This is a genomic window from Paracoccus acridae (genome assembly GCF_014642735.1).
Lineage (GTDB): Bacteria > Pseudomonadota > Alphaproteobacteria > Rhodobacterales > Rhodobacteraceae > Paracoccus > Paracoccus acridae.
The window spans coordinates 380874-393883 of record NZ_BMIV01000003.1 but is presented as its reverse complement, the minus strand read 5'-3'; the positions used below and the strand labels follow the sequence as shown (position 1 = coordinate 393883).

At 67.5% G+C, this 13010-nt stretch carries 13 protein-coding genes; 8 read left to right on the top strand and 5 right to left on the bottom strand.

Features of this window, described 5'->3' with window-relative positions; all coding sequences use genetic code 11:
• Positions 1-167 precede the first annotated feature (167 nt).
• The 4 genes from msrQ to IEX25_RS07215 all read right to left on the bottom strand — a co-directional run bounded on the left by msrQ (position 168) and on the right by IEX25_RS07215 (position 4224).
• The gene (gene msrQ / locus IEX25_RS07230; protein ID WP_188714627.1) at positions 168-791 is read right to left on the bottom strand and encodes a protein-methionine-sulfoxide reductase heme-binding subunit MsrQ; all 624 of its coding nucleotides are present in this window, start codon (positions 789-791) and stop codon (positions 168-170) included.
• Positions 791-1687: a protein-methionine-sulfoxide reductase catalytic subunit MsrP gene (gene msrP / locus IEX25_RS07225; RefSeq protein WP_188714626.1), complete on the bottom strand. Its 897-nt coding sequence runs from the start codon at positions 1685-1687 to the stop codon at positions 791-793. The genes msrQ and msrP overlap by 1 nt, the downstream gene beginning before the upstream one ends.
• A gap of 87 nt (positions 1688-1774) precedes the next feature.
• The gene (gene recQ, locus IEX25_RS07220; protein WP_188714625.1) at positions 1775-3820 is read right to left on the bottom strand and encodes a DNA helicase RecQ; all 2046 of its coding nucleotides are present in this window, start codon (positions 3818-3820) and stop codon (positions 1775-1777) included.
• Positions 3820-4224 (bottom strand): YggT family protein, encoded by a 405-nt coding sequence (locus IEX25_RS07215; protein ID WP_502243829.1) that lies wholly within the window; start codon positions 4222-4224, stop codon positions 3820-3822. Before IEX25_RS07215 ends, recQ begins: the two co-directional genes overlap by 1 nt.
• 27 nt (positions 4225-4251) lie before the next feature.
• Between IEX25_RS07215 and IEX25_RS07210 the strand changes: the two genes are divergently transcribed.
• The 6 genes from IEX25_RS07210 (at position 4252) to IEX25_RS07185 (ending at position 9870) form a co-directional block, all read left to right on the top strand.
• On the top strand, positions 4252-4812 hold the full coding sequence (locus IEX25_RS07210; protein WP_188714624.1) for an acyl-CoA thioesterase: 561 nt from the start codon (positions 4252-4254) through the stop codon (positions 4810-4812).
• 44 nt (positions 4813-4856) lie between these two features.
• On the top strand, positions 4857-6227 hold the full coding sequence (locus IEX25_RS07205) for an MFS transporter (protein WP_188714623.1): 1371 nt from the start codon (positions 4857-4859) through the stop codon (positions 6225-6227).
• Entirely contained in the window at positions 6224-7087 is an 864-nt protein-coding gene (mepA, locus tag IEX25_RS07200; protein ID WP_103171943.1) for a penicillin-insensitive murein endopeptidase, read from the top strand. Before IEX25_RS07205 ends, mepA begins: the two co-directional genes overlap by 4 nt.
• Complete coding sequence (locus tag IEX25_RS07195; protein WP_188714622.1) at positions 7060-7953, top strand: esterase-like activity of phytase family protein; 894 nt, start codon at positions 7060-7062, stop codon at positions 7951-7953. Before mepA ends, IEX25_RS07195 begins: the two co-directional genes overlap by 28 nt.
• Before the next feature lie 91 nt (positions 7954-8044).
• Positions 8045-8647 (top strand): queuosine precursor transporter, encoded by a 603-nt coding sequence (locus tag IEX25_RS07190; protein ID WP_188714621.1) that lies wholly within the window; start codon positions 8045-8047, stop codon positions 8645-8647.
• 320 nt (positions 8648-8967) lie between these two features.
• The gene (locus IEX25_RS07185; protein WP_229665081.1) at positions 8968-9870 is read left to right on the top strand and encodes a DMT family transporter; all 903 of its coding nucleotides are present in this window, start codon (positions 8968-8970) and stop codon (positions 9868-9870) included.
• A 1-nt stretch (position 9871) separates the two neighbouring features.
• On the opposite strand, the gene IEX25_RS07180 is transcribed toward IEX25_RS07185, so the two are convergent.
• Positions 9872-11050, bottom strand: a complete 1179-nt coding sequence (locus tag IEX25_RS07180; protein ID WP_188714620.1) for an acetyl-CoA C-acyltransferase family protein — start codon at positions 11048-11050, stop codon at positions 9872-9874.
• 121 nt (positions 11051-11171) lie between these two features.
• On the opposite strand from IEX25_RS07180, the gene IEX25_RS07175 reads away from it, so the two are divergent.
• Both IEX25_RS07175 and glpK read left to right on the top strand, forming a co-directional pair.
• The gene (locus IEX25_RS07175) at positions 11172-11531 is read left to right on the top strand and encodes a winged helix-turn-helix domain-containing protein (protein WP_188714619.1); all 360 of its coding nucleotides are present in this window, start codon (positions 11172-11174) and stop codon (positions 11529-11531) included.
• Complete coding sequence (gene glpK, locus IEX25_RS07170; protein WP_188714618.1) at positions 11528-13003, top strand: glycerol kinase GlpK; 1476 nt, start codon at positions 11528-11530, stop codon at positions 13001-13003. The genes IEX25_RS07175 and glpK overlap by 4 nt, the downstream gene beginning before the upstream one ends.
• Positions 13004-13010: the final 7 nt, after the last annotated feature.

Below are 13010 nucleotides of genomic sequence, written 5' to 3'. Positions count from 1 at the left end.
TGTCTCCGGAACCTTCCGCGATCCCGCTTCCCGTTCCGCCCCCTCCAGCGTTCCCGCCTTCGGTGAAGCGGTATTTACGAAGGAGAGAGGGGGAGGGCAAGAGGGTCGGGCGAAGTTTTTTCGCAGAACGGTCATATTTTATGCAACCTTCTGCTTTTAAAAGATAATTATTTCACCACCGCGGCTTGGCCCCAGCGGATCGGCCGAGGCACGGCGACTCGCAGGCCCAGAAGAACCAGAATCGCCGACAGCCACAGGACCGGCTCCAGGGGGAAGGTCTTCAGCGCCCAGATCCAGTGCAGCGTCACCAGAGGGGCTGCGACATAGGCCAGCTTGTGCAGCCTGCGCCACGCCGCCCCGCCCATCCCGCGGATCGAGGCGTTGTTCGAAGTGACCGCAAGCGCCAGCAGCATCAGGAAGGCCGCCATGCCGAAGACGAGATAGGGCCGCTTGACCACGTCGCGCGCCATCGCCCCCCACAGCAGCGCCATGTCCATCACCACCCAGGACAGCACATGCAGCCCCGCATAGGTGAAGCACAACAACCCGAGAGCGCGGCGGAACCGCATGAAGCTGATCCCCGTGATGCGCAGGACCGGCGTCACGGCAAGGCTGGCGACCAGGAAGTACAGCGCGGTGCGTCCCAGCCGGTGTTCGATGTCGCGGATCGGGTCGATTCCCAGGCCGCCGTTCAGCGTGTCCCAGACCAGCAGCGCCAGCGGCACCAGCCCGCCCAGCCACAGCGCCCAGACCGGGATGCCTCGCAGCCATCCGTTCACGGCGGCCCGCATCAGTAATCCCTTGCCAGATCCATCCCGGCATAAAGCGACGCCACCTGGTCGCCATAGCCGTTGAACATCTGCGTTTCCTCTCGTCCGCCGAACAGGCCCGCGCCGATGCGGCGTTCGGTGGCCTGGGACCAGCGGGGATGGTCCACCTGGGGGTTCACGTTCGCATAGAAGCCGTATTCCGACGGCTGCATCGCCTGCCAGGTCGAAACCGGCTGCTTGTCGGTCAGCGTGATCTTGACGATCGACTTGATCGACTTGAAGCCATATTTCCACGGCACGACCAGCCGGATCGGCGCGCCGTTCTGGTTGGGCAGCACGTCGCCGTAAAGGCCCGTCGCCAGGATCGTCAGCGGATGCATCGCCTCGTCGATGCGCAGACCTTCCTTGTAGGGCCAGTCCAGAAGCGGACGCGACTGGCCGCGCATTTCTTCCGGGCGATAGAGGGTCTCGAAAGCCACGAATTTCGCGCCGGGCTGCACCCCGGCCTTGTCCAGCACGCCTGCCAGCGGCACGCCGATCCAGGGGATCACCATGGACCAGGCCTCGACGCAGCGCAGGCGATAGATGCGTTCTTCCAGCGCATTGGCGGGGGCCAGATCATCGACGCCATAGCTGCCGGGGCGGTCCACCATGCCGCCGATCTCGACCGACCAGGGATCGGTGGTCATGGCACCCGCGTGACGCGCGGGATCGGTCTTGTCCAGGCCGAATTCGTAGAAGTTGTTGTAGTTGGTGATCTCTTCCAGCGTGTTCGGCTTTTCCACGGTGGAATAGGCCGATGGCTTGCCGGTCAGGGCCCAGGCGGGCGAGGCCATCGCCACGGCGCCTGCCGCGATGAAGGTCCGGCGGTTGAGGTAGTCGGCTTTCGGGGTGACGTCGGACCAGCGAAGTTTCATGACTCTCTCCCAAGGATGCCGCATCAGGATAGTGACGCAGAAACGCCCCGGGCAGGGCATCACGTTCACTTTACACTGACAATTCCATCAAGCCGCTGCGATTTCGCGCAGGAAGGCCGCGCCGAAACGGTCCAGGCGCGCCTGATCCAGATGCCGCGCCAGACCGGCCTGGTCCAAGGGCCTGGCCTCGGCGATGCGGCGGATCTGGGCGGTGGAACAGGACAGCGGCTTTTCCGTCCCGTCCGGCCCGCGCAGAAGGTCCGCCTGCACCGCGACCAGCCGGTCGAAGAGCGCACCTTCCGGGCGGCCCGCCAGCTTGCGGCGCTGCGGGTGCATGTCGGGCACCTCGCCCGCGATCACCGCCAGGAAGTCGCGGCCATAGCTTTCCAGCTTCTTCGCGCCCACCCCGCCGACCTGGGCCATCTGGTCCAAAGTCTGAGGGCGCTTTTCGGCCATCTCGATCAGGGTGCGGTCCGGGAAGATGACATAGGCGGGCACGCGCGCGGCCTCGGCAAGCGCCCGGCGCTTGGCCTTCAACGCGGACAGCAGCGGCTCGTCCTCCTCGCTGACCTGGGTGCGCAGGACGGTGGCGGGCTTCGACGCGGTGGTGTCCTGGCGCAGGGTCACGCTTTCCTCGCCGCGCAGGACGGGATGGGCGGCCTCGGTCAGGTGCAGGGCGCCGTGGCGTTCGGGATCGGGTCGGCAGAGGTCGCGGCCCATCATCTGCCGGAAGATCGCCTGCCATTGCGCGCGGCTGTGGTCACGACCCACGCCGAAGGTCGGCAGGTTGTCATGGCCGCGTTCACGCACCTTTTCGGTGGTATTGCCGGTCAGGATGTCGATCAGATGCGTGGCGCCGAACCATTCGCCGGTTCGCACGATGGCCGACAGCGCCTTGCGCACCGCCTGGGTGGCGTCGAACAGCTTCGGCGGCACCTGGCACAGGTCGCAGTTCCCGCAATCCTCGGCCAGATCCTCGCCGAAATAGGCCAGAAGCTTGCGGCGGCGGCAGCCGGTCGCCTCGGCCAGGCCCAGAAGCGCGTTCAGCCGGGCGTGGTCGGCGGCCTTGCGGGCAGGCTCGGCCAGACCCTCGTCGATCTGGGTGCGGCGCAGGCGGATGTCGTCGGGGCCGTAAAGCGTCAGCGTGTCGGCGGGATCGCCGTCGCGGCCGGCGCGGCCGATTTCCTGGTAATAGCCCTCGATGGTCTTGGGCAGGTCGGCATGCAGCACCCAGCGGATGTCGGGCTTGTCGATGCCCATGCCGAAGGCCACGGTGGCCACGACGATCAGCCCGTCCTCTCGCTGGAAGCGGGCCTCGGCCTCGCGCCGGGCGTCGGGATCAAGGCCCGCGTGATAGGCGATGGCGGGATGGCCCGCCTCGCGCAGCGCCTGGGCCAGGGTCTCGGTCCGGGCGCGGGCGCCGCAATAGACGATGCCGGACTGGCCGCGCCGCGCGGCGACATAGGCCAGCACCTGCCGGCGCGGGCTGTCCTTGGGCTGGAAGGCCAGGCGGATGTTCGGGCGGTCGAAGCCGCGCAGGAAGGTGACCGGTTCCCGCCCGTCGAACAGGCGCGCCACGATCTCGGCCCGCGTCTCGACATCCGCCGTCGCGGTGAAGGCCGCCAGCGGCACGTCCAACGCGCGCTTCAGGTCGCCGATGCGCAGGTAATCCGGGCGGAAGTCGTGGCCCCATTGGCTGACGCAATGCGCCTCGTCCACCGCGATGGCGGTCACGCCCGCGCGCCGCAGCAGGGACAGCGTCCCGCCCGAAGCCAGCCGTTCCGGCGCCATATACAGCAGCTTCAACTCTCCCCGCGACAGGGCCTGGAAAACCGTATCCGTTTCCTCGTCCGTGTTGCCGCTGGTCAGCGCGCCCGCCGCCACGCCCGCCTCGCGCAGGGCGCGGACCTGATCGCGCATCAGCGCGATCAGCGGGGAAATCACCACCGTCACACCCTCGCGCATCAGCGCGGGCAACTGGAAGCACAGCGACTTGCCGCCGCCCGTGGGCATGATCGCCAGCACGTCGCGGCCCTGGGCCACCGCCTCGACGATCTCTTGCTGGCCGGGGCGGAAGCCGTCGAAGCCCCAGACCTGTCGCAGCAGGTCGCCAGATGGATCAGGGGCGGTCATCAGAATCCGTAGAAGAAGCCCGCGTTGTTCGCCAGGGCGCGCTGCAGGATGATGATGATGATGAACAGGACCAGGGGCGCGAGATCCAGCCCGCCGGTGTTCGGCAGCACGCCCCGGATCGGGCGATAGATGGGTTCCAGAAGGCGGTTCAGGCCGTCCCACAGTTGCGCGACAAGCGGCTGGCGCAGGTTCAGCACCTGGAAATTGATCAGCCAGGACATGATGATATGGACGATCATCACGAACCACACCACCTGCAGGATCAGTTGCAAGGCCTCGTAAAGCGTTCCCATCACGTCCCTCTTTTCGTGTTCGGGCTTGTTATGGGGATGCGGGCGGTGCTTCGCAAGCAAGTTGCCGCAGCGTTCCCGGTTGACGATCGCGTGGGCCGGGGCCACGCCCATGGCCCAAGGCAACCCGAAGGATCCGCGATGTATCCCCTGTTCCGCTTCGCCAAGGAGATGGTCAAGTTCCGCAACGCCCCGAAGCTTGGGGTGACGGGGACGCATGTCTCGACCCATGTCTGCTGGCCCTGGGATCTGGACCCGTGGATCGAGCTGAACAACGGCCGCACCCTCACGCTGTTCGACCTGGGCCGCATTCCGATGGCGCAGCGCAGCGGGCTGATCCCGATCCTGCGCGACCGCAAATGGGGCATCACCGTGGCGGGCAGTTCGGTGCGCTATCGCCGCCGGATCCGCGCCTTCGAACGCTTCACGATGATCTCTCGCGTGGTGGGCTGGGACAGCCGCTTCATCTACATGGACCAGTCGATGTGGAAGGGCGGCGACTGCTGCAACCAGGTCCTGATCCGTTCGGCCATCACATCGGCCCAGGGGATCGTGCCCCCGGCCGAGGTCATGGCCGCGCTTGGCGCCCCGTCCGAAAGCCCGCCCCTGCCCGACTGGATCGGCGCCTGGATCGAGGCTGACGGACAGCGGCCCTGGCCGCCCGTGCTTCCCCCTGACGCAAAAGCCCACTTGCCAGCCTGACGCCGCTTCGGCCTTATGGCCGCGAACGGCGCGCGCGAGGGGGGATGGATCGCAAACGGATCTGGGGCTGGTGGTTTTTCGACTGGGCCAGCCAGCCTTTTCATACGCTTCTGCTGACCTTCGTCTTCTCGGTCTATTTCGCCGAGGTCGCGCAGCGCCATTTCCTGCACATCAGCGGCGACCTGCGGGTGGCGGGGGCGCAGGCGCAGGCGCTGTGGGGATACGGGCTTTCCGTCACCGGCATCATCATCGCGATCTGCGCGCCGGTCCTGGGGGCCGTCGCCGACACCTCGGGGCGGCGGATGCCCTGGATCTGGGTCTTCTCGATCCTTTATGTCGCAGGCTCCGCCGGGCTGTGGTTCCTGATGCCGCAGCAGCCGGCCCTGGTGCAGGCGGTGGTGCTGTTCGGCATCGGCCTGATCGGGGTCGAGTTCGCGACGATCTTCACCAACGCCCTTCTGCCCGGCCTTGCCCCGCGGGATGAGATCGGACGCCTGTCGGGATCGGGCTATGCCTTCGGATATCTGGGGGGCGTACTGTCGCTGGCCGTGATGCTGGCGCTGTTCCAGGAAACGCCGGGCGGCAGGACGCTGATCGGAATCAACCCGCTGTTCGGCCTGGACCCCGCGCAACGCGAGGGAACCCGCTTCGTCGGTCCCTTCGTGGCGATCTGGTATGCCCTGTTCATGATCCCCTTCTTCCTTTGGGTCCGCGAACCGCGCGGGCCGCGACAGCCGGTCCGCATCGGCGCCGCGATGGCGGATTTGTGGACGCTGATCCGCAGCCTGCGCCACCGCCACAGCCTGGCGGCCTGGCTGGCATCGTCGATGCTGTCGCGCGACGCGCTGAACGCGCTTTACGGCTTTGGCGGGGTTTATGCGGCGACCGTGCTGGGCTGGCCCGTGTTCCTGGCGGGCGTCTTCGGCGTGGTCAGCGCCATCGCGGCGGCCATCGTCAGCTGGGCGGGCGGGCAGGCCGACCGCGCCTGGGGTCCCAAGCCCGTCATCATCGGCACCATCCTGATCCTGACCGGCGTCTGCATCGTGGTGGTCGGCATGGACCGCCAGACCCTGTTCGGCCTGGCGGTTCCCTCGAACCCTGTCTTCGGGCGATTCTATGTCCCGGACTTGGTCTTCTTCGGATGCGGCGCGCTGATCGGCGGCGCGGGCGGCGCGCTGCAGGCCGCCAGCCGCACGATGATGGTCCGCCACACGACCGAGGCCCGCGCGACCGAAGGCTTCGGCCTTTACGCCCTGTCCGGCAAGGCCACCGCCTTCCTGGCGCCCCTGCTGATCGCCGTCGTCACTGACATCAGCGGGAACCAGCGTTTGGGCATCTCTCCGCTGATCGTGCTGTTTATCCTGTCGCTTGTTCTGCTAGTCTGGGTCAAACCCGAGGGAGAGGTAGAGCAGTGATCCGCAAGTTCCTGACCGCCGCCGCCATCGTGGCCGGCCTTGTCATGCCCGCATCGGCCGACCCGCTGGCCAAGGACGTCTTCGGCAGCTTCCGCAGCGCCTCGCAGGGGCCGGCCGTGTCGATCGGCTTCTATTCCAAAGGCTGCGGCCAGGGATTCGTGCAATTGCCCGAAAGCGGGCCAAGCTGGCAGGCCATGCGCCTGTCGCGCAATCGCAACTGGGGCCACCCTGACCTGGTGAATTTCCTGATCGGCCTGTCGCAGGCCGCCCAGCAGGCAGGCTGGCGCGGGCTTTACATCGGCGACATGAGCCAGCCGCGCGGCGGGCCGATGACATCGGGACATGCCAGCCACCAGCTGGGGCTGGACGCCGATATCTGGATGCTGCCCCCCTCGTCGCTGAATCTGTCGCCCGCGCAGCGCGAAAGCATCTCGTCGGTGTCCATCACCGACCGGCGGGGCGTGGGGCTGACGAATGTCTGGAACGGCGGGCACATGTCGATCATGCGGGCCGCCGCCCGTGATCCGCGCGTGGAACGCATTTTCGTCGATCCGGTCGCCAAGGTCGCCATGTGCCAGATGGAGCGCGGAGACCGGTCCTGGCTGCGCAAAGTGCGGCCCATCAATGCCCATAACTATCACTTCCACGTCCGGATGGCCTGCCCGCGCGGGTCGATCTGCGACCGCCAGGATCCGCCGCCCCCCGGCGACGGCTGCGCCGAGGCCGCCGAATGGATCAAGAACCGCATCGACCCCAGCCGGGTCCAGCCGACGCCGCCCGACCCGGACTATCGCCATCCCCGGACCTTCCGTCTTTCCGAATTGCCCAGCCAATGCCGAACCGTCGCCGGCGCGCCCTAGGCGGGCTGTTATCGCTGTTGCTGATCGCGGCCGGCGCCCCTGCGCCGGCCGCGTCGCTGGAATATGTCGGCACCTTCGTCTGGACCGGCGACGACGACAGCTTCGGCGGCTTTTCGGGAATCGAGATCAGCCCCGACGGCACGGGCTTTCACGCCCTGACCGACCGCGCCCATCTTTACTGGGGCAGCATCGACCGCGATTCGCAGGGCGTGATCCGCGCCATGAACATCGGCGGGCGGGCGCATCTGAAGGATCGCCAGGGCGTTCCCCTCCAGCCCGGCTATCACGGCGACAGCGAGGGGCTGGCCATCGGCGAAGACGGCCGGATCTGGATCAGCTTCGAAGGGCTGAACCGCATCGCGCTTTACGAAGACCCCGATGCGGTGCCCAGCCGCAGGCGCCTGCCGCCCGAACTGCCCTGGATGCGGCTCAATTCCGGGATGGAGGCCATCGCGATCCGCGGCGACACGGTTTTCGCCGTGCCCGAGCAATCCGGACAGGAAGGCGATCCCTTCCCGATCCTGACCTTCCGCGACAACCAGTGGGGACAGGCCGGGGAAATCCGGCGCGACCCGCGCTGGCTGGCGGTCGGGGCTGATTTCGGGCCGGACGGCTGGTTCTATCTTCTGGAACGCGACTTTCGCGGCATCCTGGGTTTCGCCTCGCGCGTGCGGCGGATGCAGTTGACCGACGACGGCCCCGTGAACGAGGAAATCCTGCTGACCACCCGCGCCCTGCAATACGACAACCTGGAAGGGCTGGCGGTCTGGCACGATGGGCAGGGGATCCGGCTGACCATGATCTCGGACGACAATTTCCTGGCCTTGCAGCGCACCGAACTGGTCGAATACCGGCTGCGCGATTGACAAGCCCCCAAGGCTGCGCCTAAGGCCCGCGCTGTCCCGCAAGGCGCGGGGCCGAGTTGTTCCGCGACCTTGTAAAACGGAAAAAGCATAAATGACCCGCTATCTGCCCGGCATCCTTGCCATGGCCATCATCGTCGTGGCCTCGAACATCCTTGTGCAATTCACGGTAGGCCTCTGGCTGACCTGGGGTGCCTTCACCTATCCCTTCGCCTTCCTTGTCACCGAGGTGATGAACCGCGTCTATGGTCCCGCCGCCGCCCGCCGGGTGGTGCTGGCGGGCTTCGTGGTGGGCGTGCTGTGTTCGGTCGTGGCCGCCGGCCTGGACAAGACCACGCTGCGAATCGCGGTGGCGTCGGGCGCGGCCTTCCTAGTCGCGCAGCTTGTCGACATCGTCGTCTTCAACCTGTTGCGCAAACGCCGCTGGTGGGTGGCGCCGCTGACCTCGTCATCGGTCGGATCGGTCCTGGACACCGCCATCTTCTTCACGGTCGCCTTTACCGCGGCCCTGCCCCATGACGCCAATACCGGCTGGGCGAACGAGGCCGTTCCGCTTCTTGGTCAGGGGCCGGTCACTGCCCTGTGGGTTTCCTTGGCAACTGCCGACTGGATGGTCAAGATGGGCCTGGCCATACTGACCCTTGTGCCCTTCCGCATCATCGTGCGCAATTTGTTGCGAAGTGAACGAACAATCTGATTGACTCGCCCCCGATCTGTGGCACGCTTTCCTTATACGGCAACCAATTGAAAGGAGGTGGTCCAGTGTCGAGAGTGATATTGGAGAGAGGTGTCGGAACAGTCAGGGGGGCCGTGGCCTGAGGGCAGCCCCAAGGGTCGTAAACCCTGGTTGGGACCGGATGCTTACCCATCCCTAACCGGACCATCTCCGTGGATCTCGCGGGCCGCCTTGATCTGGGGCGGCCCGTTCCTTTTGATGACCTCCTGCCGCCTCGGCTTGCCTTGGCGGTGCCGATGGGGGACTGCTTGGCCGGTTCGCCGCAGACAAGGTCCCTCCCCATGCCCCATCGCCATTCCCGCCTCGGGCCTGCCTACAACCTGCGGGGCGCCGTCTTCATGGTGCTGTCCATGGCCGGTTTCGCCGTCGAGGATTCGCTGCTGAAGCTTGCGGCCGTCAGCCTGCCGCCGGGGCAGGTGCTGATCACCTTCGGCATCCTGGGCACGGCAACCTTTGCCGCCCTGTCGGTCCTGGCAGGAGAGCCGCCCGTCACCCGCGCCATGCTGGGCCGCGCCATGGTGCTGCGGTCGCTGTCCGAGGTGACGGGCCGGCTGTTCTACATGCTGGCCATCGCGCTGACGCCGCTGTCCACGGCCTCGGCCATCCTGCAGGCGACGCCGCTGGTGGTGATGGTGGGCGCGGCGATGCTGTTCGGGGAACGGATCGGGCCCCGTCGCTGGCTGGCCGTTGTATTGGGTTTCGGGGGCGTGCTGCTGATCCTGCGGCCGGGGACCGAAGGCTTCGGGCCGCTGTCGCTGCTGGCGATCATGGCGATGCTGGGCTTTGCCGGGCGGGACCTGGCGACCCGCGCCGCGCCCGTGTCGCTGTCCTTCCGGCAACTGGGCGTCGCGGGCTTTTCCATGCTGATCGTGGCCGGGCTGATCGTCCTGCCTTTCGGCGGCCCGCCGGTCGCGCCGGATGCCGCCACCTGGGCGGGCCTTGCGGCGGCCTCCGTCACGGGGGTCTGCGCCTATACCTTCCTGACGGTGGCGATGCGGACGGGCCAGGTCGGCGCGGTGACGCCCTTCCGCTATACCCGGCTGATCTTCGCGATGGTGGCGGGGATCGCGCTGTTCGGCGAAAACCCCGACCGCTGGACGATCATCGGCAGCGCCGTGATCATCCTGGCCGGAATCGCCGCCCTGCGCCTGTCGCGGCAACCCGCGACAGTGCAGCCGGCCTAGGTCACATCAATTCGATCGCAAGGGCGATCCCCTGGCCGCCGCCGATGCACATGGTCACCAGCCCGCGCTTGCCGCCGATGCGCTCCAGTTCATACAGCGCCTTGACGGTGATGATCGCGCCGGTCGCGCCGACCGGATGGCCCAGCGCGATGGCGCCGCCGTTGGGATTGACCTTCGCGGGGTCCAGCCCAAGCCCCTTGTTCACCGCCAGCGCCTGGGCCGCAAAGGCCTCGTTCGATTCGATCACGTCGAAGTCGCCCGCCGACAGGCCGGTCCTTTCCAGCAGCTTCTGCACCGCCGGGATCGGGCCGATGCCCATCACCTCGGGCCGCACGCCCGCCACGGCCCAGCCCAGGATCCGCGCGCGGGGCGTCAGGCCCGCCGCCTGCGCCGCATCCGCCCGCGCCAGCACCAGGGCCGCCGCGCCGTCGTTGATGCCGCTGGCATTGCCCGCCGTGACGCTGCCCTCCTTCTTGAAGACCGCCTTCAGCCCCGCCAGCTTGTCCAGGCTGGTTTCCTTGGGATGTTCGTCCGTGTCAAAGGTGACCGGCCCCTTGCGGCCCTTTACTTCGACCGGAACGATCTGGTCGCGAAAATACCCGGCCGCGATGGCCGCCGCCGCGCGGCGCTGCGATTCCATCGCGAATTCGTCCTGCGCCTGCCTGCCGATGTCATGTTCGGCGGCGACGTTTTCCGCCGTGACGCCCATGTGGCCGGTTCCCATCGGGCAGGTCAGCGCGCCGGTCATCATGTCCATCATCTTCTGGTCGCCCATCTTGGCGCCGAACCGGGCCGAGCTGACGGCATAGGGCGAACGGCTCATGCTTTCGGCGCCGCCCGCCACGGCGAAATCGGCATCCCCCAGCATCAGCGCCTGCGCGGCCGACACGATGGCCTGCGCGCCCGAGCCGCAAAGCCGGTTCACGTTCATCGCGGGCGTGGTGTCGGGAATGCCAGCATCCAGCATCGCCACGCGCGACAGATACATGTCCCGGGGTTCGGTGTTGATGACATGGCCGAAGACCACCTGCCCGATCTTCTCGGGGGCGACGCCCGCCCGTTCCATCGCGGCGCGGGTCACGGTGGCGGCAAGCTGGATCGGCGGAATGGCGGCCAGGCTGCCGCCGAAGGTGCCGATCGCGGTGCGCGCGCCGGACAGGATGACGATATCGGTGGACATGACGAACCCTTCCCCTTGGTTGCCCGGACAGCATAGGCCCGGCCCGCCCCTTCGGCCAAGCGCGCCGTGGCGTCGCGCGGATGCTGCGGCTAACCTGCTGCAAAGACAGGAACCGAATCGGATGAACAGGGACGGACCCCGGATCAAGCTGCGGCTGGAATACGACGCGCCGCTGGTGCTGGGTCCGGGCAAGGCGCAGCTTCTGCGGCTGATCGGGCAGCACGGCTCGATCTCGGCCGCAGGGCGGCAGATGGGGATGAGCTACAAGCGCGCCTGGTCCCTGGTCGAGGAAATGAACGCGGCCTTTGTCGCGCCCCTGGTGGACAGCAGCCGGGGCGGGGCGGGCGGCGGCGGCGCGACGGTCACGCCCACCGGCCTTGCGGTGCTGCGCCATTACGAATCGCTGGAACGGCTGCTGACCGACAAGGGCGCGGCGGACCTGGCTGCCATCGGCGCCCTGATGAAAACGGAGGAACCATGACGATACTGGCGATGGATCAGGGGACGACCTCGTCCCGCGCGCTTGTCTTTCGCGACGACCTGACGGTGCAGGCCACGGCCCAGCACGAATTCCCGCAGCATTTCCCGCGCTCGGGCTGGGTGGAACACGAACCGGGCGACATCTGGACCAGCAGCGCCGGAACCGCCCGCGCCGCCATCGAAAAGGCCGGCGCCCCCCGCATCGACGCCATCGGCATCACCAATCAGCGCGAGACTGTGGTGATCTGGGACCGCAACACCGGCGAGCCGATCCACCGCGCCATCGTCTGGCAGGACCGCCGCACCGCCGAGATCTGCGACCGCCTGCGCGACGAAGGGGTCGAGGATCAGGTCACCGACACCACGGGCCTGCTGCTGGACCCCTATTTCAGCGCCACCAAGATCGGCTGGCTGCTGAATCATGTGGACGGCGCGCGGGACCGTGCGCGGGCGGGCGAGCTGGCCTTCGGCACCATCGACAGCTTCCTGATCTGGAAGCTGACCGGCGGACGGTCGCATGTGACGGATGCCACCAATGCCAGCCGCACCCTGCTTTACGACATCCGCAAGGGCGAATGGTCGGACGACATGTGCCGCCTGTTCGGCGTGCCCCGCGAACTGCTGCCCGAGGTCAGGGACAGCGCCGACGATTTCGGCACCACCCGCGCGGATCTGTTCGGCCGGGAAATCCCGATCCTGGGCGTGGCAGGCGACCAGCAGGCCGCGACCGTGGGCCAGGCCTGCTTCCAGCCGGGCATGATGAAATCCACCTATGGCACCGGCTGCTTCGCGCTGCTGAACACGGGCGACCAGGCGGTGCGGTCGCAGAACCGGCTGCTGACCACCATTGCCTACAGGTTGGACGGCAAGACCACCTATGCCCTGGAAGGGTCGATCTTCATCGCAGGCGCCGTGGTGCAATGGCTGCGCGACGGGCTGAAGCTGATCCGAGAGGCGAAGGAAACCCAGGCCCTGTCCGAACAGGCCGATGACAGCCAGCAGGTCGTCATGGTCCCGGCCTTCACCGGCCTTGGCGCGCCCCATTGGTCGCCCAATGCCCGGGGCGCGGTCTTCGGCCTGACCCGCAACACCGGCCCCGCCGAATTCGCCCGCGCCGCGCTGGAAAGCGTGGGTTTCCAGACCCGCGACCTGCTGGAGGCCATGCGGGCCGATTGGCCGCAGGCGGGCGATGCGGTGCTGCGCGTGGATGGCGGCATGACCGCCAGCGAACCGGCGATGCAGTTCCTGTCCGACATCCTGGGCGCCCCCGTGGACAGGCCGAAGAACACGGAAACGACGGCCCAGGGCGCGGCCTGGCTGGCAGGCTATCGCGCCGGTCTTTGTCCCGCGCCCGACGAATATGCCCGCGCCTGGCAGCTTGACCGGCGCTTCGAACCCGCGATGTCCGACAAGGACCGCGACCGGCGTTATTCCGCTTGGCAAAGGGCGGTCCAGGCGGTCCTGTCGGTCTGATCTTCCG